At 70.2% G+C, this 21,993-nt stretch carries 19 protein-coding genes; 10 read left to right on the top strand and 9 right to left on the bottom strand.

Features of this window, described 5'->3' with window-relative positions; translation table 11 throughout:
* Positions 1–30: 30 nt before the first annotated feature.
* Positions 31–990 carry an ACP S-malonyltransferase gene (gene fabD / locus ABD691_RS12635; protein ID WP_344679807.1) on the top strand — a complete coding sequence of 320 codons (960 nt, stop codon included), beginning with the start codon at positions 31–33 and terminating at the stop codon, positions 988–990.
* 31 nt (positions 991–1,021) lie between these two features.
* Positions 1,022–2,005, top strand: coding sequence for an acyltransferase domain-containing protein (locus ABD691_RS12630; protein WP_344679806.1), 984 nt, complete (start codon positions 1,022–1,024; stop codon positions 2,003–2,005).
* 206 nt (positions 2,006–2,211) lie between these two features.
* Here ABD691_RS12630 and ABD691_RS12625 read toward each other — a convergent pair whose 3' ends face one another.
* Positions 2,212–2,817, bottom strand: a complete 606-nt coding sequence (locus ABD691_RS12625) for a TetR/AcrR family transcriptional regulator (protein ID WP_344679805.1) — start codon at positions 2,815–2,817, stop codon at positions 2,212–2,214.
* Between the two features lie 39 nt (positions 2,818–2,856).
* Entirely contained in the window at positions 2,857–4,308 is a 1,452-nt protein-coding gene (locus ABD691_RS12620; protein ID WP_344679804.1) for an MFS transporter, read from the bottom strand.
* Between the two features lie 96 nt (positions 4,309–4,404).
* On the opposite strand from ABD691_RS12620, the gene ABD691_RS12615 reads away from it, so the two are divergent.
* The 6 genes from ABD691_RS12615 to ABD691_RS12590 all read left to right on the top strand — a co-directional run bounded on the left by ABD691_RS12615 (position 4,405) and on the right by ABD691_RS12590 (position 10,576).
* Positions 4,405–4,812, top strand: a complete 408-nt coding sequence (locus tag ABD691_RS12615) for a hypothetical protein (protein WP_344679803.1) — start codon at positions 4,405–4,407, stop codon at positions 4,810–4,812.
* Positions 4,813–5,014: 202 nt separating this feature from the next.
* Positions 5,015–6,118, top strand: a complete 1,104-nt coding sequence (locus tag ABD691_RS12610) for an acyl-CoA dehydrogenase family protein (RefSeq protein WP_344679802.1) — start codon at positions 5,015–5,017, stop codon at positions 6,116–6,118.
* Between the two features lie 88 nt (positions 6,119–6,206).
* Positions 6,207–7,025: an SDR family oxidoreductase gene (locus ABD691_RS12605; RefSeq protein ID WP_344679801.1), complete on the top strand. Its 819-nt coding sequence runs from the start codon at positions 6,207–6,209 to the stop codon at positions 7,023–7,025.
* Positions 7,026–7,056: 31 nt separating this feature from the next.
* On the top strand, positions 7,057–8,517 hold the full coding sequence (locus ABD691_RS12600) for a multicopper oxidase family protein (RefSeq protein WP_344679800.1): 1,461 nt from the start codon (positions 7,057–7,059) through the stop codon (positions 8,515–8,517).
* A gap of 41 nt (positions 8,518–8,558) precedes the next feature.
* Complete coding sequence (locus ABD691_RS12595) at positions 8,559–9,065, top strand: flavin reductase family protein (protein ID WP_344679799.1); 507 nt, start codon at positions 8,559–8,561, stop codon at positions 9,063–9,065.
* A 134-nt stretch (positions 9,066–9,199) separates the two neighbouring features.
* Positions 9,200–10,576, top strand: a complete 1,377-nt coding sequence (locus ABD691_RS12590) for an FAD-binding oxidoreductase (protein ID WP_344679798.1) — start codon at positions 9,200–9,202, stop codon at positions 10,574–10,576.
* A 48-nt stretch (positions 10,577–10,624) separates the two neighbouring features.
* On the opposite strand, the gene ABD691_RS12585 is transcribed toward ABD691_RS12590, so the two are convergent.
* The 5 genes from ABD691_RS12585 to ABD691_RS12565 form a co-directional block, all read right to left on the bottom strand.
* Positions 10,625–12,007, bottom strand: a complete 1,383-nt coding sequence (locus ABD691_RS12585) for a sugar porter family MFS transporter (protein WP_344679797.1) — start codon at positions 12,005–12,007, stop codon at positions 10,625–10,627.
* Positions 12,008–12,030: 23 nt separating this feature from the next.
* Positions 12,031–12,870, bottom strand: a complete 840-nt coding sequence (locus ABD691_RS12580) for a class II fructose-bisphosphate aldolase (protein ID WP_344679796.1) — start codon at positions 12,868–12,870, stop codon at positions 12,031–12,033.
* Positions 12,858–13,763: a 1-phosphofructokinase family hexose kinase gene (locus ABD691_RS12575; protein ID WP_344679795.1), complete on the bottom strand. Its 906-nt coding sequence runs from the start codon at positions 13,761–13,763 to the stop codon at positions 12,858–12,860. Before ABD691_RS12575 ends, ABD691_RS12580 begins: the two co-directional genes overlap by 13 nt.
* A 14-nt stretch (positions 13,764–13,777) precedes the next feature.
* Positions 13,778–14,665 (bottom strand): SIS domain-containing protein, encoded by an 888-nt coding sequence (locus ABD691_RS12570; RefSeq protein WP_344679794.1) that lies wholly within the window; start codon positions 14,663–14,665, stop codon positions 13,778–13,780.
* A gap of 156 nt (positions 14,666–14,821) precedes the next feature.
* A complete protein-coding gene (locus tag ABD691_RS12565; RefSeq protein ID WP_344679793.1) occupies positions 14,822–15,595 on the bottom strand; it encodes a DeoR/GlpR family DNA-binding transcription regulator in 774 nt (257 codons plus the stop codon).
* A gap of 191 nt (positions 15,596–15,786) precedes the next feature.
* Here ABD691_RS12565 and ABD691_RS12560 point away from each other — a divergent pair, with 191 nt between their 5' ends.
* The gene (locus ABD691_RS12560) at positions 15,787–17,154 is read left to right on the top strand and encodes a Gfo/Idh/MocA family protein (RefSeq protein ID WP_344679792.1); all 1,368 of its coding nucleotides are present in this window, start codon (positions 15,787–15,789) and stop codon (positions 17,152–17,154) included.
* Positions 17,155–17,415: 261 nt separating this feature from the next.
* Here ABD691_RS12560 and ABD691_RS12555 read toward each other — a convergent pair whose 3' ends face one another.
* The gene (locus tag ABD691_RS12555; protein WP_344679791.1) at positions 17,416–18,156 is read right to left on the bottom strand and encodes a dienelactone hydrolase family protein; all 741 of its coding nucleotides are present in this window, start codon (positions 18,154–18,156) and stop codon (positions 17,416–17,418) included.
* Positions 18,157–18,494: 338 nt separating this feature from the next.
* Between ABD691_RS12555 and ABD691_RS12550 the strand changes: the two genes are divergently transcribed.
* Entirely contained in the window at positions 18,495–20,591 is a 2,097-nt protein-coding gene (locus ABD691_RS12550) for a glycoside hydrolase family 15 protein (RefSeq protein WP_344679790.1), read from the top strand.
* 604 nt (positions 20,592–21,195) lie between these two features.
* On the opposite strand, the gene ABD691_RS12545 is transcribed toward ABD691_RS12550, so the two are convergent.
* Positions 21,196–21,687: a TIR domain-containing protein gene (locus tag ABD691_RS12545; RefSeq protein WP_344679789.1), complete on the bottom strand. Its 492-nt coding sequence runs from the start codon at positions 21,685–21,687 to the stop codon at positions 21,196–21,198.
* Positions 21,688–21,993: the final 306 nt, after the last annotated feature.

The raw sequence follows: 21,993 nt of genomic DNA, 5'->3' as shown, positions 1-21,993 counted from the left end.
AGCTCCTCGACATTGCGGAGGAATCCCTCGATGGTCAAGACAGCTTTCGTTTTCCCGGGGCAGGGCTCGCAGCGCGTCGGCATGGGCGACGAGATCGTGGCGCTGCACCCGGAACTGCTCGACCGGTACTACCGGCCAGCCGACGAGCTGCTCGGCTTCCCGCTGTCCGAGCTGTGCCGGGAAGGACCGGCCGCCGCGCTGAAGGAAATGGCCGTCACCCAGCCCGCGGTGCTGCTGACCAGCGTCGCGGTCCTGGACGCGGTGCGCACCGAAGGCGCCGGACCGGACGTGGTCGCCGGGCACAGCCTCGGCGAGTTCAGCGCGATGGTGGCCGCCGGGGTGCTCGACTGGCGCGCCGCGCTCAAGCTGGTGCGGCTGCGCGGTGAGCTGATGGCGTCGGTCAACGACGAGGTGGCGGGCAAGATGGCCGCGGTCGTCGGCCTGGAGCTCGCGGACGTGGAGCGGATGTGCGAGCAGGTGGCCGCCGACACCGGACTGGTGATCGAGGTGGCCAACCACAACGACGTCCGCCAGGTGGTGGTCGCCGGGCAGACCGCCGCGGTCGACCGGCTGATGGCCGACGCCGAGCAGGCCGGGGCCGACCGGATCGTGGAGCTGGAGATCGGCGGCCCGGCGCACTGCAGCCTGCTGCGCGGCATCGAGTCGCGGTTCGCCGCCGCGCTGGACGAGGTGGAGTTCCGCGACCCGGCGATCCCGGTCTTCTCGGCCATCACGGCCGAACCCGTGCGCACCGCGGCCGAGGCCAGGGCCCGGCTGCTCGACCAGCTCACCCGCCGGGTCCGCTGGACCGAGACGGTGCAGGCGATGGCCGGATCGCGGGTGAGCCGGTTCGTGGAGGTCGGGCCGGGCAAGGTGCTGAGCAAGCTGTGCGGCCGGATCCGCCCGGACGCGCAGACCTTCCGCACCAACGACGCAGCGCAGTTCCGCCGCGCCGTGGCGGCGCTGAGCGGTCGGACCCACGCGGCGTGAGCCGCGACCGGACAACGCCGAGGAGGCACGTGTGACCGGACGTCGGCTGGCCATGCTCCTGCCGGGCCAGGGCTCGCAGTACGCGGGCATGGCGGTGGAGCTCTACGAACGGGAACCGGAGTTCACGTCGATCGTCGACGAGTTCTTCCACCACATGGGGGCCGACGGCGCCCTGGTGCGGGACCGCTGGTTGCGGGACGGCGCGGGCGTCGACGAAGGCACCCAGGCGCAGCCGCTGCTGTTCGCGGTCGGCTACGCCATCGCGAAGATGCTGCACGACCGCGGGCTGCGCCCGGACGTGCTGGTCGGGCACAGCGTCGGCGAGCTCGCGGCGGCGTGCCTGGCCGGCGTGTTCGACCTGCCCGGTGCGGCCCGGATCCTGGTCGGCCGCGGCCGGGCGCTGGCCGCCGCCCCGGCGGGCGGGATGCTCGGAGTGGCGGCCTCGCGGGAGGACGTCGAAGGATGCGTGGAACCGCGGTGGGCGGCGCGAGGGGTCGTCGTCGGCGCGGTCAACGCTCCACAGCAGACAGTGCTGTCGGGCCCGGATCCCGAGCTGTCGCAGGCGGAACAGGCGATCCGGGAGGCCGGGTTCACCGCCCGCCGGGTCCGGGCGACCGAACCGTGGCACTCGCCGGCGATGGACCAGGCGGCGGAGCTGTTCGAGCTCGCCGTGGCGGCCGAACCGCTGCACCGCCCGGAACTGCCGATCGTCTCGGGCCGCACCGGGCAGCGGGTGACCGACGAGCAGGCCGTGGACCCGTCGTTCTGGGCGCGCCAGATGGCCGAACCGGTGCTGTTCTGGCCCGCCCTGGACACCGCGCTGGAGGACCACACCGTGGTCGAGGCGGGCCAGGGCCTGGCGATGCTCGCCCGCAGGCATCCGGCAGTGCGCCGCGGCGGTTCCGAGGTGATCTCGTTGCTGCCGAGCGCGGGCAGACCCGGCTGGGAGACGTGGAAGAAGGGCCTGAGCCGGATCGACTGCACCACCCTGGTCGAAGCCGACGACTTTGTGTGAAGGGTGGCGTGGTCCTCTTGCTTGGCGGTGCAGGTGGCGGAACCTCAGGCGTCCGCTGGCTGCGGTTACTTTTTCCGACGTATGTCCAATACGACGGAAAAAGCTGTCCTCGCCAGCGAACGCCTGAGAACCCGCGGCGGTGCCGGTTGCGTGCTTGGGCTAAGCGGCTTCGCCGCTTGAAGATCCGTGCATTCCACTGCCGACGATCAGTCCTCGGGTTTGATCAGGGCCTGCACGACGGGCACCGACACCCGCAGGACCTCTTCGAGGTCGGCGTCGGCGAGGTCGGGGATGCGCAGCAGGTACCGGCCGCTGGCGATGCCGACCATGATCGCCGAGAACAGCCCCGCGCGGAGCCGGGCGTCGGGGCTGTCGAGGTGGCTCATGATCCGGTCGTTGGCGTTCACCGCGACGTGCCTGCGCAGCAGCGCCGCGGCGTCGTCGCTGGTCATGCTGGCGCGCAGCAGCACCGACATCGGGGTGTCGGACTCCGACGCCCAGCGCTCCAGCATGGTCCGCAGGTAGTTCTCCACGGTCTGGGCGGGATCGGTCGTGGTGAGCTCGTCGATCGGGATCTCGAAGTGGACGGCCTCCCGGAACAGCCGCTGCTTGCTCTCGAAGTACTGGATGACCGAGGACTTGTCCACCCCGGCCGCCGCGGCGATGCCCCGGATCGTGGCCCGCTCGTAGCCGAGCTGGCCGAAGCATCGCCGGGCGGCTTCCAGGATCCTGCGCCGGGTGCGCTGGCCCTTGCGCTCCGGGCCGGTGTCCGGCTGCGCGCCGGGTTCTTCTGCGCCTGTGGTGCCGGACAACGTGCACGCTCCTCGGATCGGACCGGTTCGGGGGGACGGTTACTTCCGCTTGGCGTTGACCGCGAACACCGCGGTCAGCAGCCCCGCGCCGTAGAGCGCGGCGGCGACCAGGAACGCGGTGGTGTAGCCGCTGGTCGTGGCCTCCACGACCTGCTCGGGGGTGGCCCCGGCAGGGGTGCGGCCTGCCGTGGCCGCGGCGGCGACCAGGGTCAGCGCGGAGAGCCCGAGCGCACCGCCGACCTGGGTGGAGGCGTTGAGCAGTCCGGACGCGATGCCGGTGTGCGCCCGCTCCACGCCGCGCACCGAGGTCAGCGTCATCGGGACGAAGCTCAGCCCCAGCCCGATGCCGGTGACGAACATGGCGGGCATGATGTGACCGGCGTACGAGCTGTGCGTGTCGAGCGTGCTGAACACGCTCATGCCGCACACGGCCAGCAGCAGGCCGGTGCCCGCCACCCAGCGCGGGTCGAACCGCGCCAGCAGCCGGGGCGCGACGAGCCCGGCGGTGACGGCGATCGAGAGGGCGAACGGCAGGTAGGACAGGCCGGCCTGCACCGGGTTGAAGCCGCGGATCTGCTGGACGTAGAGCGTGAGGAAGTAGTACGTCGCGAACATGCCGGTCCCGATGAACAGCATCGTGACGAACGAGCCCGCCCGGTTGCGGTCGCGCAGCAGGTAGAGCGGCATCATCGGGTGGGCGCTGCGGGCCTGCACGACCAGGAACAGCGCGAGCAGGACGACGGCCGCGGCCAGCAGCCCGAGCGTCCCGGCGTTGGCCAAGCCGGCCTCACCACTGGTGTGGAGCGCGTAGATGAGCGTGGCCAGCCCGATGCTCGCGCACAGCGCGCCGGGGATGTCCAGCCTGCCGCCGACCGGAGCCTCCGCGCTCAGCAGGCGGGTTCCGATCAGCACCGCCACGCCGATCGGCACGTTGACGAAGAAAACCCAGCGCCAGTCCAGGAATTCGGTCAGCACGCCGCCCAGCAGCAGCCCGGTCGTGGAACCCAGCGGCGCCATCGCCGCGTACAGGCCCATCGCCCGGACCCGGGGCTTGCCCTCCGGGAACGCCCCGACGATCAGGGAAAGCCCGGTCGGTGCGGCGATCGCGGCACCGATCCCCTGCACGGCGCGCGAGGCGACCAACGTGACCAGGTCCGGAGCGAGCCCGCCGAGCAGCGAGGCGAGGGTGAACAGCGCGACGCCGATGCGGAACATGCGGCGCTTGCCGAAGACGTCGCCGACCCGGCCGCCGAGCAGCAGCAGGCCGCCGAACGCCAGTGCGTAGGACGTCACGGTCCAGGAGAGATCGCGGAGTTCGATGCCCAGTTCCCGCTGGATGCTCGGCAGGGCGATGTTCATGATCGTGCTGTCGAGCGTCAGCATCAGCTGCGCGACGGCGACCACCGCGAGCGTCGCGGCGGGCCGCGCTCCGCTCCGGTCGGCGGGCGGGGACGAGGTGGGTTCGGTTTCAGTCCGAGGACCGGAGGACATGGCGTCTCCCCTGCGGCTAAGTGCTCGAATCGGTTGCTGTCAAAAGGAAGTGTACAAGCGGTTGCTTTTTTCCCCAAGGCCCAATACGGTTGGGCCATGGACGCGCACAGCGACGCTCGACCGGGGGTCTGGTCGGGCACGGTGGCCCATGACGACCAGGTCGACCTGTTCACCCTCGCCTTCGCCGTCGACGGAACCGTCTCCCTCGTCACGCCGATCAGCACCGGCAGGGGTTCTTGGGAGGCGGTGGATTCCACCCGCTTCATCTACCGGCTGGAGGAGATCTTCAAGCCGGGCAGCGGGATGGACGGCTCGGTGAGCATCGAGGTCGCCGCCGAGGTCTCCGGCGACACCTACACCGGGAGCGGGACCGCACACCTGGTTCTCCGCACCCCACAAGGAGAAATCCGGCGCTCGACGACCTGCTCGCTGGAGGGCAAGCGGGAGACGCACGTCGTCCCGGACGTGCTGGAAGACCGGTACGGCGGAGTCGTCGGCCACTGACCCGGGAGCTTTCCCGGGTATTGAGCGAAATCAGTTTGATCGACCATTGTGGACTTCCGATGTGGAGGTCCGCCGGGGCCGTTCCCGCCCCACCGCACTCAAGTGATTCGAACTGCCGGGCACCGAAACCGGGCGGGCCTCGCCGCGCGAGCAAGGCCGGGGCAGCCGGTGGGCGTGCCACCGAGATACCCAGGAGAGCAGCATGTCCGTGCTTGCCGGACCCGGCGATGCAGTCGGGGAGATCGCGGCGCTGGCCGGTTCCCACGCGGCGGAAGCCGACGCGGAGCGCCGGGTGCGCCCCGAGGTCGTGGATTCGTTGGTCAAGAACGGTTTCACGCAGTGGTTCGTGCCCACCCGGTGGGGCAACGAACCCGGCACGTTCCTCGACCTGACCCGGTCGGTGATCGCGCTGGGCGAGTCCTGCGCGTCCACCTCGTGGCTGGCGTCGTTGTTCGCCTTCTCCACCCGCTACCTGGCCTGCTTCCCGGAGCGGGCGCAGGCCGACGTGTGGAGCGACGGCCCGCAGGCGCGGATCGCCTCGGTCGTCAAGCCGCTCGGCAAGGCCACCGAGGTCGAGGGCGGCTGGCGGCTGTCCGGCACCTGGACCTACGCCAGCGGCGTCGAGTACTCGGACTGGGCGATGCTGGCGGGCCCGAGCCCCGCGCAGCAGGACCAGAAGCCGAAGTTCTTCCTGCTGCCGCGCTCGGACTACAGCTTCGAGGCGGACTGGTCGTCGCTGGGCATGCGCGGCACCGCCAGCCACTCGCTGACCGTCGACGACGTGTTCGTGCCCGAGCACCGCGCGGTCTCGCGCGAGGACGCGATGGCCGGCCGCGGCAGCTCGCTGCCCGGTCCGGCGGTCCCGACCCTGGCGGTCAACGGCATCACCTTCGTCGCCCCGGCCGTGGGCGCGGCCAAGGGGATGCTGGCCGCCGCGAAGCAGGCCGTGTCGGTCAAGCCGGTCGGCCCGCGCGCCGCGGCGGGCCAGGGCTACCAGGTCGCGTTCGCCCGCGCCGCGGCGCAGATCGACACCGCCGAGATGCTGCTGGAACGGGTCGCCGCCACCGCGGACGCGGGCGAGCTGACCCCGGAGGTGGTCCGGCGCAGCCGCCGCGACTCCACCTTCTCGCTGGAGGTGCTGACCGCCGCCGTGGACGGCCTGATCCGGGTCGGCGGGACCAGGGGCCAGGAGGAGCCGCACCCGATGCAGCGATTCTGGCGCGACGTCCACTCCGTCGGCGGGCACGCGGTCATGCAGTTCGAACCCGCCGCGCTCGACTACACCCAGGGCCTGGTTTCGGCCTGATCCCGGTCCGGCGAGCCCGATCCCGCCTCGTGCGGGTGGGCTCGCCGGGCCTGCCAGACAGCCACGAACTCATCCGAGGAGAGCACAAGTGATCTTGGTGACCGGAGCGACCGGGACCGTCGGACGCCCGCTGGTGTCCCTGCTGGTGGAGGCGGGCGCCCAGGTGCGCGCGCTGAGCCGCAACCCGGAGACCGCCGACCTGCCCGCAGGCGTCGAGGTGGCGCGGACCGAGGACCTGCCGATGGACGGCGTCACCTCGGTCTTCTTCGTCCTGGCCGCCTTCCCCGACGGCCCGGCGGAGGTGATCGAGAAGGCCAAGGCCGCGGGCGTGCGCCGCATCGTGGCGCTGTCGTCCTTCTCGGTCCACGACCAGAACCCGAAGAACGGCATCGCGATCAAGCACCGCCAGCTGGAGCAGGAGATCCGCGACTCCGGTCTGGAGTGGACGTTCCTGCGCCCGGCGGGCGGGTTCGCCATCACCGCGCTGGAGTGGGCGGGCCAGATCCGGGGCTCGGGCATCGTCCGCTTCCCGTTCGGCCGGGCGCACACCGCCCCGGTGCACGAGCGGGACATCGCCGACGTGGCAGCCCTGGCGCTGCTGGGCGACGACCTGGTCGGCGCCACCCCGCAGTTCAGCGGTCCGGAGTCGCTGACCTACGCGGACCGGGCGCGGATCATCGGCGAGGCGCTCGGCCGCGAGCTGCGCTTCCAGGAGATCTCGGCGGACGAGGCCCGCGAGGACTGGCGCGCGGTGGGCATCCCGCCGCACGCGATCGAGGCCCGGCTGGGCATGTTCGCCCAGCAGGTCGACGTGGAGCACCCGATCGACCCGATCGAGCCCATCACCGGCAAGCCCGCGCGGACCTTCGCGCAGTGGGCCGCCGACCACGCCGACGACTTCCGCTGACGCCGCAGTCCCTACCAGTACTGGAATTACCATGACCAGCAGAAGGACCTTCGTCAAGATCGCGGTGTCCGGAGCTGCCGTGGGCGCCGCCGCTGCCGCCTTCCCGCTCCGGAACCTGTTTTCGGGCCCCGGGAACGCGGCAGCGGCGGGTGCGCCGGCCGCATCGGTCCCGTTCAGCCAGCCGATGCCGATCCCTCCGGTGCTCCGACCGGCGCGGTCCACGTTGGACACGGACTTCTACGAGCTGCGGATGCGCTACGCCGACGTCGAGATCGTGCCGGGCGTCCGGTCCCGGGTGCGGACCTACGGCGGTGTGCTGCCCGGCCCGACCGTGCGGGCGCACCGGGGTCGCAAGGTCGTGGTGCGCCAGCACAACGACCTCGACCTCGACGCGGCCGTGCACCTGCACGGCGGCCACGTCGCCCCCGAGCACGACGGCCACCCGATGGACGTCATCGCCCCGGGCGCGAACCGCGAGTACCACTACGACAACGACCAGCGCGCGGCCTCGCTCTGGTACCACGACCACGCGCACCACAGCGAGTCCGAGAACGTCTACAACGGACTCCACGGGTCCTACCTGATCAGCGATCCGCTGGAGGCGGCGCTCGGGCTGCCCGGCGGGCAGTACGACGTGCCGCTGCAGATCCGGGACGCGCGGGTCGAGGCGGACGGGAAGCTGACCTACACCAGGGCCGAACAGCGCCCGCACATGCTGGTCAACGGCAAGGAGCGGCCGTACTTCCGGGTCGAGGCCCGCAGGTACCGGCTGCGGCTGTTCAACGTCTCGATCGACCGGCCGATGCTGCTGCGGCTGTCCGACGGCGCGGAGTTCACCCAGATCGCCACCGACGGCGGGCTGCTGGCGGAACCGGTGCGGTTGAGCGAAATCCTGATGTCGGCGGGTGAACGCGCCGAGGTCGTGATCGACTTCGGCCGGTATCGCGCCGGTTCGTCGGTCGCGCTGCGCAACGCGATGGCGCTGCCCGGGGAGAACCAGGACTTCCTGCGCTTCGACGTCGTGCCGGCCGCGGGCCGCGACACCAGCGCGGTGCCGCCGAAGCTGGCCGAGCTGGAGCCGCTGCCGCCCGCGACGGCGGAGCGGTCGTTCGTGCTGGACATGAACAAGGAGCAGGGCACGTTCCTGATCAACGGCCTGCTCTACGACCCGCACCGGGTCGACGTGCGCACCGAGCTCGGCGCGACCGAGGTGTGGTCGGTGACCAACCCCAACGGCCACGGCGAGCACCCGAACTTCCTGGGAACGCACAACTTCCACACCCACCTGACCCACTTCCGGGTGCTCGACCGCAACGGTGCCCCGCCCGCCCCGTACGAACAGGGCTGGAAGGACACCGTGGAGATCGGCCCCGGGGAGACGGTGCGGATCGCCATGAGCTGGGGTCCGCACCCCGGCCGGTACGTCTACCACTGCCACCGGCTCCCGCATTCGGCCAACGCGCAGATGGGGACGATCGAGATCGTCGGCTGACCGCGCCGGGTCCGGCGCAGGTCCCGCGGAAGAGGTTGGAGATGAGCGTTGGTTCCGCTCCGGAACGGGAACTCGACCCGGTGTGGTTCCGCCGGGTGCTCGGCAGGCTGCCCACCGGCGTGACCGTGGTGACCGCCTCGACCGGGGACGGCCCGGTCGGGATGGTGGTCGGCACCTTCACGTCGGTGTCCCTGCACCCGCCGCTGGTGGGCATGTTCATCGACCGGGACTCGTCGAGCTGGCCCCGGATCGAGTCGGCCGGGACGTTCACCGCGAACGTGCTAGCGGCCGAGCAGCGCGAGCTGTGCAAGCGGTTCTCGGCCCGGGGGACCGACCGGTTCCGTGGGCTGCGCTGGCAACCGTCCACTTTGGGCAACCCGGTGCTGCCGGGGGTGACCGGCTGGATCGACTGCGCGCTGGACGAGATCCGCGGGGTCGGCGACCACGTGCTCGTGGTTGGCCGGGTCGTCGACCTCGCCGAGGCCGACGCCGAGGACCCGTTGGTCTTCCACCGCGGTGCCCTGTGCTCGCTGAACCGGGAGGGCTGAACGACCCCCGCTGCCTGCGGCTTTTTCTTGTCGCGAAGAAAAAGTGTACACCTGTTGCCTTTTGTTCCGGCCGTCGTTAGCCTGGGCGAAGCCGGACATTCCACCGGAGCGACGGGTGCGGAGGAGAGATTCAAGTGACCAGCGATGGCGTTGCCGAACTGCGTTCGAAGGTGCGCGGTGAGGTCCTGCTGGCCGGCGACGATGGTTACGACGACCAGCGTTCCGGCTGGAACCTCACCATCGAACACCGCCCGGCGGTGATCGTGGTCGCCGAGAGTGCCGACGACGTGGCCCACGCCGTCCGGTACGCGGCCGCGGAGGGCCTGCCGGTCGGGGTGCAGTCGACCGGGCACGGGGTGTCGGTGCCCGCCGAGGGCGCGCTGCTGATCAACACCCGCAAGCTGACCGAGCTGTCGGTCGACCCGGTCGCCCGCACCGCGAAGCTCGGCGCCGGGCTGCGGTGGGCCGACGTGCTGCCCGCGACGGCCGAGCACGGCCTGGCGCCGCTGTGCGGCTCGTCGGACCAGGTCGGCGTGATGGGTTACCTGACCGGCGGCGGACTTCCGGTGACCGGCCGGACCTTCGGCTTCTCGGCCAGCCACGTCCGGGAGCTGGAGCTGATCACCGCGGACGGTGTCCAGCGCACGCTGTCGCCGACCTCGAACCCCGACCTGTTCTGGGCGGTCCGCGGAGGCAAGAGCAACTTCGGCGTGGTCGTCTCCGCGACCATCGACCTGGTGCCGCAGGCGCGGCTCTACGGCGGCGCGTTCCGGTACCCCGGCGACAAGTGCGAGGCGGTGCTGCGCACCTACGCCGAGTGGGCGCGGGAACAGCCCGAGGAGATGACCTCCTCGATCATCCTGCTGCGCTTCCCCGAGATGGACCGGGTGCCGGACCACCTGCGCGGTCGCTTCCTGCTGAACGTGCGGATCGTCTTCACCGGCTCCGAGGAGGAAGGGCGCAGGCTGGTCGAGCCGTTCCGCGCGCTGGAGCCGGAGAACGACTCGGTGGAGGAGCGGCCCTACACGCGGATCGCCGAGATCTACGAGGAACCGCACCGCGCCACGCCCGCGCACATCCGGACCGCGCTGCTCGACGACGTCGACGACGAGACCGTGGACGCGCTGCTGGAGATCGCCGGGCCCGGGGTGGAGCTCCCGTTCGGCGGCCTGGAGCTGCGCCAGCTCGGCGGCGCGCTGGCGCGTCCGGCCGACCGGCCGAGCGCGGTCGGCAGCCGCGGCGAGGGCTACCACCTGTTCCTGAGCAACCCGGCGTGGCCCGAGGACGCGGAGATCCGGCACCAGGCCCAGCAGAAGATCCTCGACGGGCTGAGCCGGTGGGACTCCGGGAAGTTGTTGCCCGGCTTCATGTTCAACTACGCCGCGACGCCGGAGGACGTCCGCCGGGCCTACGACGCCGAGGACTTCGCGCGGCTGTCGGCGCTGAAGGCCGAGCACGACCCCGGAAACCTGTTCCGGATCAACCACAACATCCCGCCGCAGCACGGCTGATCCGCGGGTGGCGCCGGCCGGTCCGGCGCCACCCGCATCCCGTCGGTGTCAATCCCGCCGGGGCAGCTCCTCCGCGGGCCAGCGCGCCCCGTTCTCCCAGTAGGTGCGGATGCTTTCCAGCGTCCGGCCCTTGGTCTCCGGCGCGAACCGGAGGACGAAGGCGAACGAGACCGCGGCCAGCACCAGGAAGATGACGAACGTCGTCGCACCGCCGAGACCGTCCATCAGCGGCAGGAAGAACTGCGCGACGATCAGGTTCGCGATCAGGTCGGTGGTCAGCATCAGCGAGGCGCCGAGGGTGCGCAGCCGGGCGGGGAAGCTCTCCGACGCGTACACCCACACCAGCGAGCCGAAGCCGAAGTTGAACCCGGCGGTGAACACCAGGATCGCGGCGAACCCCCACCACGAACCGCCGCCGTCGAGCGATCCGGTGGCGAACACCAGGATCATCACCAGGCTGGACACCAGCATCGAGGCGATGCCGCCGAGCAGGATGGGCCGCCTGCCGAACCGGTCCACGACGAACAGCGAGCCGATCGTGGCCACCAGCGCGGCGGCCTGCACGATCGCGGGCAGGCCGATGACGGTCGCGTTGCCCTGGAAGCCCATCTGCTTGAAGATCGTCGGGCTGTAGTAGGTGATCGCGTTGATCCCGGTGATCTGCACCAGGAAACCCAGCGTAAGCACGAACATCGTCGCCGTGGCGTAGGGTTTGCGGAACATCTCGGAGATCCGGCCGCCCTCCCGCGAGGCGATCTCGGCGCTGATCTCGGCGAGCTCCCGGTCGGCGTCGGCGGTCGGGTCGACCATCCGCAGGGTGGCGCGGGCCTCTTCGTGCCGCCCCTTGAGGACGTACCAGCGGGCGGTGTCGGGCAGCCGCACCAGCAGGAAGATCACCAGCACCGACGGGATCGCCGACAGGCCCAGCATCAGCCGCCAGTTGCCGGAGGAGGCCAGGCTCCAGTCGACCAGGTACGCCAGCAGGATGCCGGTCACGGTGGCGACCTGGTAGCCCACGACCAGCGCGCCGCGGATCGCGGCCGGAGCGGACTCCGCGAGGAAGATCGGCGCCACCACCAGCGACAACCCGATGGCGATGCCGAGGAAGAACCGCGAGATGTCCAGCCAGAGGATGTCGGACACCAGCGCCGACCACGCGGCGAACACCGCGTAGCCGACCACGACGACGAGCATCGTGGGCTTGCGGCCGATCGCGGTCGCGAGCTTGCCCGCGATGAGTGCGCCGATGATGTTGCCCGCCACCAGGACGGTGGTCACGCTGCCCTGGAGCGCGGGGGAGAGCCGCATCTCCTCGGTGATGAACAGCAGCGCACCGGAGACGTTGCCGATGTCGTAGCCGTAGACGATGCCTATGGTGGCGGCGGCGATGGCGATTCTCCGCCCTACTGCGGATGTGGTGCTCGCTGACATCGGCACCCCTCCTTCGGTTGTGATCAGACGCGTCCGTCCAGGACGTCGAGCAGGCGTGCGGTCTCCTCGGTGACGGAGGTGCGGCCGGCGCCGAGGTACTTGCGGGGGTCGACCAGTTCCGGCCGTTCGGCCAGGTGCGCGCGGACGGTGGCGGTGAGGGTCTTGTTCAGCTGCGTGGCGATGTTGATCTTGCTGACCCCCGCCAGGACGGCTTCTCGCAGCCCCTCGTCGGACACGCCGGAGGAACCGTGCAACACCAGCGGAACCGGAACTTCCGCGCGCAGCCGGGCGACCAGCTCCAGGTCCACCTCCGCATCGCGGCTGAGCATCGCGTGCGAGGTGCCGACCGCGACAGCGAGCGCGTCGACCCCGGTGCCCGCGACGAACCGCACGGCGTCCTGGGGGTCGGTGCGCGCCCCCGGAGCGTGCGCGCCGTCCTTGCCGCCGACCTCGCCGAGCTCGGCCTCCACCCAGACTCCGGCCTCGTGGCAGTGCTTCGCGACCTCCGCGGTGGCAGCCACGTTCGCTTCGTACTCCAATGTGGACGCGTCGAACATGACCGACGAAAACCCGAGGTCCACCGCGCGCCGGACCAGGTCCGCGGACTCCGCGTGATCCAGGTGCACCGCGACCGGCACCTCGGCCAGTCGCGCGGCGGCCAGCATCGCCGAGCCGATCGGCTCCAGCGCGCCGTGGTAGCGCACCGCGTTGTGGCTCAGTTGCAGGATCACCGGCCGCTTCCGCTGCTCCGCGGCAGCGATGATCGCGGTGACGTGCTCGATCTGGACCACGTTGAACGCGGGCGCGCAGCCGCGCCCGGCGTGCGCGGGGCCGACGATGTCGCCCGTGGCTACGAGGGGCATGGGATCTCCTCCAGGTGAACAGCCGCGAGCTGCTTCTCGTACTCGTCGCGGGTGAACTCGCCTGCCACCGGCGCGGCGACGGTCGCCGCGGACAGCGCGACAGCGTTGCGCAGCCGGTCCGGCCACGGAGTACCCGCGGCCACGCCGACGGCGAGCGCGGCGACCACGGAATCTCCCGCTCCGGTGGGGTTTCCGCGCACCTCGCGGCCGGGCGCGGCCCGGAAGGCGCCTTCGGCGGTGACGGCGAGCAGCCCCTCCGGGCCCAGCGAAGCGACCACCGCGTGCGCGCCCTGCGAGCGGAGCGCGGTCGCTCCGCGCAGCGGGTCGGCGCAGCCGGTGAGGTCGCGCAGCTCGTCGGCGTTGGGTTTGACGATGTCCGGCCCGGCGGACGCAGCGTGCGCGAGCGCTTCGCCCGAGGTGTCCACAATGGTCGGGCGGGGGACGGATCGGACCAGGTCTGCGTAGTCCGCGGGGGAAACCCCACGAGGCAGGCTGCCGGAAAGGACCACCACCGACACCTGGTCCAGCCGGGCCGCGACCAGCGCGCGGAGGCCCTGCCACTCCTCGGCGGTCAGCGCCGGGCCCGGCTCGTTGAGCAGCGTCGCGTCGCCGTCGGTCACCACCGACACGGTCCGCCGGGTGCTGTCCCGGATCGGGGCGATGGAGTGGTCGAGCCCCGCGAGACCGGCCCGGACGAGATCGCCGGTCGCACCGCCCAGCGGGGCGGTGACCAGCACCTCGTGCCCGAGCCGGTGCAGCACGCGGGCGACGTTGATGCCCTTGCCCCCGGCGCGCTCGGCCACGTGCCGGACGCGGTGGGTGCGGCCGGGCGCCAGCGCGTCCACCGAGTACGTGATGTCCCACGCCGGGTTCGGCGTCACGGTCAGGATCACGCCCGCGCCTCCCGTCAGCTGTGCTCGAGCTGCACCGAGCGGGTCAGGTGCCGGGGGTTGTCCGGGTCGAGGCCGCGCCGGGCGCCCAGCTCGATCGCGAGCCGCTGCGCGCGGACCAGATCGGCCATCGGATCGACGTCGTGCTCGGCGAAGGTGGCGCCGGTGCGGGCGACCTCGTCGGCCAGGCCGTGCGGGGCCGGGCCGAACATCCAGGTCACGCGGCCGGGCTCGGCGATGCTGACCGGCCCGTGCCGGTACTCCAGCGCCGGGTAGGACTCGGTCCAGAAGATCGCGGCCTCGCGGAACTTCAGCGCGGCCTCGTGCGCGATGCCGACGGTCCAGCCGGTGCCGAGGAACGAGAACTGCGTTGCGGTGAGCAGGTTTTCGGGCAGCGGCTCGGCCAGCACCTGCTCGGCGTCGGCGATCGCGCGGCCCAGGTCGTGGCCGAGGTGGGCGCGCAGGACGGCGAGCGCGCTGGTGGCGAAGCGGGTCTGCACGACGGAGCGCTCGTCGCAGAAGGAGAGGTCGACGACCTCGTCGGCGACTCCGGCCACCCCCGCCGGGTTCGCGGTGAGCACCGTGATCGGCGCCCTGCCGCGCAGCGCGTCCAGCAGCCGGAGGACCTCGGTCGTCGTGCCGGAGCGGGTGATCGCCACGACGTGGTCGTACTCGCGGTCGGCCGGCATCTCCGACGCGGCGAAGGCGTCGGTCCGGCCGGATCCGCCCGCCTCGCGCAGCGACGCGTAGGACTGCGCCATGAACCACGAGGTCCCGCAGCCCACGACGGCGGTTCTGCTCCCGGGTCCTGGCAGCACGTCCGACAGCGAGCCAGCCATTCCGGCGGCCCGCCGCCAGACTTCCGGCTGGGTGGAGATCTCGGTCTGCGCGAACGACTGCGCCATCTCACGCTCCTTCGGCGGAGGTCGGGGATGAAAACAGCCGTGACAGTATTTGCTCGAATTTGCTCGGTCAATGCTCCATTCGCACAACTATGCGCGCCCTGCATCGGGCATGAAAAAGGGAGCCCCCGGCGGGAGCTCCCTGGGCGGAACGGCGGCTCAGACGGCCTGGACCGAGGTCCCCTCGGCGTCGAACGCCCGCAGGATCTCGGCCGGGGCGTCGTCGTTGGTGATCAGCGTGTGCACCGAACCGGCGGGGCAGATCCGCGCGAAGGCGCGCTGCCCGAGCTTGGAGCTGTCGGCGACCACCACGACCTGCTCCGCGCGCGAGGCCATCAGCCGGTTGATGCAGGCCTCGCCCTCGTGGTGGGCGTAGGCGCCCAGCTCCGGGTCGATCGCGTCGACGCCGAGGAACAGCAGGTCCAGGGTGATCTCCTCGAGGATCCGGGTGGCCAGCGGTCCGGTGAGCTCGAAGGACTGCTGGCGCGCCACCCCGCCGGTGACCACGATCTTGATGTGCGGGCGCACCACCAGCTCGTTGGCGATGTTGAGGGCGTTGGTGACCACGGTCAGGCCGTGTTCGGCCAGGTCGGGCCGGGTGGCCAGGTTGCGGGCCACCTCGGTGGTGGTCGTGCCGCCGTTGAGGCCGATCACCATGCCCGGCTGCACCATCCGCGCCGCCGCGTTGCTGATGCGCTGCTTCTCCGGCGCGTGCCGGGCGGTCTTGTGCCGCAGCGGGAGGTCGTAGGCGACGCTGGTGGCGACCGCGCCGCCGCGGGTGCGGGCCAGCAGCTGCTGCTCGGCGAGGTGGTCGAGGTCGCGGCGGATGGTCGCGGCCGAGACGTCGAGCTCGGCTGCCATGTCCTCGACGTCGATGCGCTCGCGCTGGCCCACGATGTCGAGCAGCTTGCTGAGACGTTCGTGCCGGTTCAATCCGTGTCCTTTCGAGCAGTCCGTTCGCAACGTACTACAGCGCGTCATCGGTCAAGTCGTCCGGCGGATTCGGCGCGGTTGACCCGAACGGCCCAGGCGAACCGGCCGTGCGAGGGGTATCGACTGCCGTTCGGGCTGTGCGAGGCTGATCGAAATCAGCGGAGAACGAGCAGAAACGTTCAGGAGGGTTCATGGCAGGCGAGGTTCCGCGCAGCAGTCCCTTCTCCCGCCGAGCGCTGCTGCGGACCACCGCGGTCGCCGGCGCCGGGATGGGGTCCGGTTTCAGCTTCCAGCAGGACGCGACCGCCCAGCCGGTGCGACCGCGCAAGGGCGAGTCGATGATGGGCGTGCCGTTCGAGCAGCACCAGAAGGTCCGCGTCGGCATCGTCGGCCTCGGCAACCGCGGCGGTTCCATGCTCCCGCTGTTCCTGGCGGTCCCCGACGTCGAGATCACGGCGCTGTGCGACACCAACGCCGAGGCGGTCGGGAAGGCGGCGAAGGTCGTCACCGACGCCGGGCGCCCGGAACCGGCCAAGCACGCCGACTTCGAGGAGCTGCACCGGCGAGACGACGTGGACTTCGTCTACGTGGCCACGCCGTGGGAGTGGCACACGCCGATGGCTGTCAGCGCGATGCGCAACGGCAAGCACGTGGGCGTCGAGTGCCCGATCGGGGTCACCGTCGACGAGCTGTGGGAGCTGGTCGACACCTCCGAGAAGACCCGCAGGCACTGCATCCAGCTGGAGAACTGCTCGTACGGCCGGAACGAGATGCGCGCGCTGCGGATGGCCCACGAGGGGCTGTTCGGCGAGCTGCTGTTCGGCGCGGGCGCCTACCTGCACGACCTGCGCGAGATGCTGTTCTCCAAGACCTACTACGCCGGGCAGTGGCGGCGCGCCTGGCACACCAAGGTCAACGGCGACCTCTACCCGACGCACGGCCTCGGCCCGGTCGCGGCGTACATGGACATCAACCGCGGCGACCGCCTGGTACGGATCACGTCGATGAGCACGCCCGCGGCGGGCCTCGCGCAGTACCGCGAGCAGCACCTGCCGCCGGACGACCCGGCGCAGCGGGAGACCTATGCCAAGGGCGACGCCACGATCAGCCTGATCCAGACCGAGAAGGGCCGGGTCATCCAGCTGCACCACGACGTGTCCAACGCCCGCCCGTACAGCAGGCTCAACCAGCTGCAGGGCACCAACGGCGTGTTCGAGGACTACCCGGCGCGGATCTACCTCGAACCGGCGCAGAGCAACGACGAGTGGGGTAACTGGGCCGAGTACGAGGACTACGACCACTGGCTGTGGAAGGAGGTCGGCCCCGGGCCGGGCGGACACGGCGGCATGGACTACATCATGCTGTGGCGGCTGGCGCAGACCATGAAGCTCGGCCTCGCCCCGGACATCGACGTCTACGACTCGGCCACCTGGAGCGCGCCGTTCGCGCTCAGCGCGGAGTCGGTGCGCCGCGGCAGCGCCCCGATCGACTTCCCGGACTTCACGCGGGGTGGTTGGACGACGCCGCACCCCGGCGTCGACTCCCCGAAGCCGGCGTGAGGTTACGGCTTGCCTTGCGTGGGTGGTTGCTTGGCGGAACCTCAGGCGTCCGCTGGCTCCGGAATCTTTTTCCGACGTATGTCCAATACGACGGAAAAAGCTGTCCTCGCCAGCGAACGCCTGAGAACCCGCGGCGGTGCCGGTTGCTGGGGTGGGCTAAGCGGCTGCGCCGCTTGAGGACGATGGCTGGGTTGGGCGGGTAGCTTCGCCGGGGTTGGGAAGTCGTGAGCGGTGCTCCCCGGAACACCGCTCACGACCGGATCAGTGCAACGCCGGCGGTCGCCGGACGGGTTCCGGCGGCTTGAAGTGGCTGCCGGTCGGCCCGCTCGGCCGCGGCGTCCCGGCGTAGCGGCGGAACCAGTCGGAAGCCAGCTCCGAGACCTTCTCCAGCGCGCCCGGCTCCTCGAAGAGGTGGCCGGCGTGCTGGACGATCTCGATCCGGACGTCGGTCAGCGGCAGCGAGGTCAGCAGCTTCGCGGCGTGCCGGTTGAGCTCCAGGACCTCGCGGTCGTCCCCGCCGACGACGAGCAGCGTCGGGGCCTGCACCGAGGACAGCGCCTCGCCGCTGAGGTCCGGCCGCCCGCCGCGGGACACCACGGCGACGACCCGGTCCGGCCGCTGGCTGGCGGTCTTGAGCGCGGCGGCGGCACCGGTGCTGGCGCCGAACAGGCCCAGCGGCATGCCCTTGGTGGCGGGCCACCCGTCGAGCCAGTCGACCGCGGTCGCCAACCGGTCGGTCAGCAGATCGATGTCGAAGCGCAGCTCCTGCGTCCGGTCGTCGATCCTGGCTTCCTCGGCGGTGAGCAGGTCCAGCAGCAGCGTGGCGAAACCGGCGTTCTGGAGCGCCTCGGCCACGGCGCGGTTGCGCGGGCTGCGCCGGGAACTGCCCGAACCGTGCGCGAACAGCACCGCGGCGATGGCCGACGGCGGCACCACGAGATCGCCGCTGAGCACACCCGCCGCGACCTTGATCTCCACCGGCTCCGTCGTCAGATGTGCCATGACATCAACCCCCTCCGCACTCGGTTTCCCGCCCGACCTACCCCTGCGGGTAGGAGGCGAAACCCATGAGAGAGGAGAGGTTTTCACCGCCCACCTGAGCAACCGGTGGGCGGTTTTCAACATTCGGGACGGCTCCGGAGCGGTACTTCCTGGTTCTGTCTACAAGGGACCGTGTCTGGCTGGCTGCATTCTTGCAAGTTTTTGCAATGCCTTGTGTGGCATGTTTCGGACTGTTTCACTCCTTCTGGCGTGAAGCCAGTTTGATGTGGATGTCTTGCAGAAACTAATTGCAGACGGAGGACGCCTTGTTCAGACGATGGCGAGCACCGTTGCTCGGCATGTGCGTGGTAGCGACCGTCGCGGGCAGCGCGGTGCCCTCGATCGCGGAACCGGGGAAGGCTCCGGGGGCGCCGGGTGTGGACCCGGGCTATCTCGATGCGGACAAGCAGGGCTTCGGCACCGCGCGTTCGGCCGAGAGCCCCGTGTGGTTCACCCTGGGCCGCGGCGGCGCGGCCGACCTGTACTACCCGAACCTGTCCACCCCGGTCAGCCGCCAGTTGCAGGTGGTGGTCACCGACGGCCGGGACTTCGTGCAGCGACTGTCCGACGTGCCCACCCGGACCGAGCCGATCGACGCGAAAAACCCGTCGTACCGCCAGATCTCCACCGGCGACGGGTGGCAGGCCACGGCCACCTACGTCACCGATCCGGCGCGCTCGGCGGTGACGGTCGACCTCCGGGTGACCTCGCAGCGGGGCGAGCTGCGCACCTACGCGATCCACGAGCCGACGCTGGGCAAGGACGGCTCCGACGACAGCAGCCGCACCGAGGGTTCGACGCTGGTCGCGTCGGACCGCTCGGCGGCAGGCGCGCTGCGGTCGGCGCCGGCGTTCACCGAGACCTCGTCGGGCTACCTCGGGACCAGCGACGGCTGGACCGACCTGTCCCGCCACAAGCAGCTCACCGCGCTGTACGACAAGGCGGGACCGGGGCACGTCGGCCAGGTCGGACGGCTGCCGGTCGACGGCGTGGGCGCGTCGCGCGCCGTGCTCACACTGGGTTTCGGCGCACGTGAGCACGACGCCATCGCCACCGCGGAGGCCACGGAGAAGGCCGGGTTCGACGCCGTGGCCGCCGCGTACCGCGACGGCTGGCACCGCTACGCCGACACGCTCCAGCAGCCCGAGCACCTGACCGACGAGCACCAGAAGAACGTGTACTGGAGCTCGGCGATGATGCTCGCGGCCAGCGAGGACAAGCAGAGCCCCGGCGCGTTCGTCGCCTCGCCGAGCATGCCGTGGGCCTTCCGCAACGACCCCGAGATGGCGCCCGAATCCGGCCCGTACCACCTGGTGTGGCCGCGCGACCTCTACCAGCACGCCACCGCGCTGCTCGCGGCCGGTGACCGGGGCGCGGCCGAGCGGGCGCTGGACTACCTGTGGTCGATCCAGGAACCCGACGGGCACCTGCCGCAGAACACCCAGACGACCGGGGAACCGTTCTGGACCAGTGTCCAGCTCGACCAGACCGCGTTCCCGATCGTGCTGTCCTGGCAGCTGGGGCGGGCCGACGAGCAGCAGGTCCGCAAGGCGGCGGACTTCCTCGTCGGCTTCACCCACGACGGCCACGCCGCGCCCTACACCGAGCAGGAGCGCTGGGAGAACCACAGCGGTTACTCGCCCGGCACCATCGCGTCGGCCATCGCGGGCCTGGTCTGCGCGGCCGACCTGGTGGAGCGAAGCGGCGACGCCGAGACCGCCCAGCGGTACCGGGCGGTCGCCGACGAGTGGGCGGCCAAGGTCGACGGCTGGACGGCCACCGGCAACGGCCCGCACTCGCCGCAGCCCTACTACCTGCGGCTGACCAAGGACGGCAAGCCGAACGAAGGCACCACCTACAACCCGGGCGACAACTACCCGGAGGAGGTCGACCAGCGCACCCAGGTGGACCCGAGCTTCCTGGAACTCGTCCGCCTGGGCGTGAAGCGGCCCGACGACCCGGTGGTGGTCAACTCGCTGAAGGTGATCGACGAGGTGCTGGGCGAGCAGACCCCCGCCGGGCAGCACTGGCACCGGTTCACCAACGACGGCTACGGCGAGCGGGAGGACGGCGCGGACTGGAACATCGGTCACGGCCGCACCTACGGCCGGCTCTGGCCGCTGTTCGCCGGTGAGCGCGGCGAGTACGAACTGCTCGCCGGACAACCGGACCAGGCCGCCGAGCGTCTGCGCTCGATGGCCGCGACCGCGGGCGAGGGATTGCTGCTCCCCGAGCAGGTGTGGGACAACCGCCCAGGTGGCGAACCGGGAACCCCCAACCGCTCGGCGACGCCCCTGGCGTGGACGCACGCGCAGTACGTGCGCCTCGCGGTGTCTCTCGAGGCAGGGGCGCCGGTGGAGACACCGTCGGTGGTGGCAGACCGCTACACCCGCTAGGGGAGGCTGGGCGCGTCCGCGGTGGGCGCGCCCAGCTCCGCTTCGCAACTGTCCACAAGGGACTGGAAGTGTGGTCTGCGAGGAACAGCTGGCCGCGGCGGAAGATGAAGTCCTCCGAAACCATCGCCGCAGCCGCACGAACGGCCCAGAGGGCCGCTGGCCAGCGCGGCAACCGATCTGACCAACGGTCAGATCAAACAGAAAAACCGGACCAGGCAACTGCCCGATCCGGTCTCACTCTTGCTGGGCGCCCTCGGCAGGACTCGAACCTGCGACACCTGCCTCCGGAGGGCGTTCCAGTCGCGTCGTCTACCTGCGGTGCGCCCGGCGACCTGCTGCTCGGCGTACTGCGTGGTGCTGGTCAGTTGTCGTTGTTCTCGGTTGGTTGTGGCTGTCATGTGCCCCGGATGTGCCCCGAGTGTGGTCTGCCCCCTGAGCTGAATCGGCCCCACCGTCCACCGCTGGCGGCACGATCAAACAATGAACCGTTCTGATCCTGCTTCCGCGGACATCAACGTTTTCTCTGGTAAGGGCATGTTCACGCGGCCCCGGCAACAGATGCCGGGGCCTGCACAGTCGTCCTGGTTGCAGGGCGTATAGAGATCTAGTGTCTTTGGCGAATGCGAATCGCTTCCTCCACCCACGCTGCTATGTTGTCACTGATGTAGCGGTAGGCGTCGACACTCTTGAGGTACGGTGGGTCGTAGCATTTGACAATCTGAGACATATTTTTGTCTCCAATGTTGAATCCGCCGAATGGATTCAACCCCTTTCTTGATTGCTCCTGATTTCTATCCAGAAGCTTGTTTATGTGAATTCCTACCACCCCCTTTTGGTCTTTCCATCCCTTCTTGATTTCATAGTTGATCCACTTGCGTCCGGCGGTAGCGCTGCCAATCAGTACTACTACGCAGCCCTTGTGGTACATCTGGCCGTCGATCCACTGACTGATTGCCTGATCGCCGCGGCCTGCAACCTTCTCCCATTCATTGTCGTTAAGGACTCGCTGTCCCTCGATTGCCCCTATTTGTCGAACTGTTGCGGCTCGCCAATTATCGGGCTTGTAGTGGAAGCTGTAGAAAACTCTTCGTGTCATTGCTTTCTCCTCTTGTTGAATAAGTAAGATCCGATTCGGGACTGTTCGAGTGAACTATCGGGGCGCGTGTCGCGCGGTAGATTTTTCGTTCGATTGACTGCCCAGCGTCATTCGGGCATAATCGATACATGGATACGTCTTGTCAATTCTGCGAGATTGCGGCAGGTCGACAGTCTGCTGCACTCCTTCATGAGTGGACTGATGTTATTTCTTTCTTTCCTAGGGCGCCTGCCACGCGGGGCCATGCGCTTGTTGTCCCCCGTGTGCACATAGCGGATATCTGGGAGTTAGATCCATCTACTGGGC

The sequence above is a fragment of the Saccharopolyspora taberi genome (assembly GCF_039534165.1).
GTDB lineage: Bacteria > Actinomycetota > Actinomycetes > Mycobacteriales > Pseudonocardiaceae > Saccharopolyspora_D > Saccharopolyspora_D taberi.
The sequence above is the reverse complement of the archived record's forward strand: the minus strand, read 5'-3'. Positions and strand labels throughout refer to the sequence as shown.

Coding starts and splice junctions, on each gene's coding strand:
- fabD (WP_344679807.1), top strand. CDS start 31: ATGGTCAAGACAGCTTTCGTTTTCCCGGGGCAGGGCTCGCAGCGCGTC.
- ABD691_RS12620 (WP_344679804.1), bottom strand. CDS start 4,308: ATGTCCTCCGGTCCTCGGACTGAAACCGAACCCACCTCGTCCCCGCCC.
- ABD691_RS12615 (WP_344679803.1), top strand. CDS start 4,405: ATGGACGCGCACAGCGACGCTCGACCGGGGGTCTGGTCGGGCACGGTG.
- ABD691_RS12610 (WP_344679802.1), top strand. CDS start 5,015: ATGTCCGTGCTTGCCGGACCCGGCGATGCAGTCGGGGAGATCGCGGCG.
- ABD691_RS12600 (WP_344679800.1), top strand. CDS start 7,057: ATGACCAGCAGAAGGACCTTCGTCAAGATCGCGGTGTCCGGAGCTGCC.
- ABD691_RS12595 (WP_344679799.1), top strand. CDS start 8,559: ATGAGCGTTGGTTCCGCTCCGGAACGGGAACTCGACCCGGTGTGGTTC.
- ABD691_RS12585 (WP_344679797.1), bottom strand. CDS start 12,007: ATGTCAGCGAGCACCACATCCGCAGTAGGGCGGAGAATCGCCATCGCC.
- ABD691_RS12580 (WP_344679796.1), bottom strand. CDS start 12,870: ATGCCCCTCGTAGCCACGGGCGACATCGTCGGCCCCGCGCACGCCGGG.
- ABD691_RS12570 (WP_344679794.1), bottom strand. CDS start 14,665: ATGGCGCAGTCGTTCGCGCAGACCGAGATCTCCACCCAGCCGGAAGTC.
- ABD691_RS12560 (WP_344679792.1), top strand. CDS start 15,787: ATGGCAGGCGAGGTTCCGCGCAGCAGTCCCTTCTCCCGCCGAGCGCTG.
- ABD691_RS12555 (WP_344679791.1), bottom strand. CDS start 18,156: ATGGCACATCTGACGACGGAGCCGGTGGAGATCAAGGTCGCGGCGGGT.
- ABD691_RS12550 (WP_344679790.1), top strand. CDS start 18,495: ATGTGCGTGGTAGCGACCGTCGCGGGCAGCGCGGTGCCCTCGATCGCG.
- ABD691_RS12545 (WP_344679789.1), bottom strand. CDS start 21,687: ATGACACGAAGAGTTTTCTACAGCTTCCACTACAAGCCCGATAATTGG.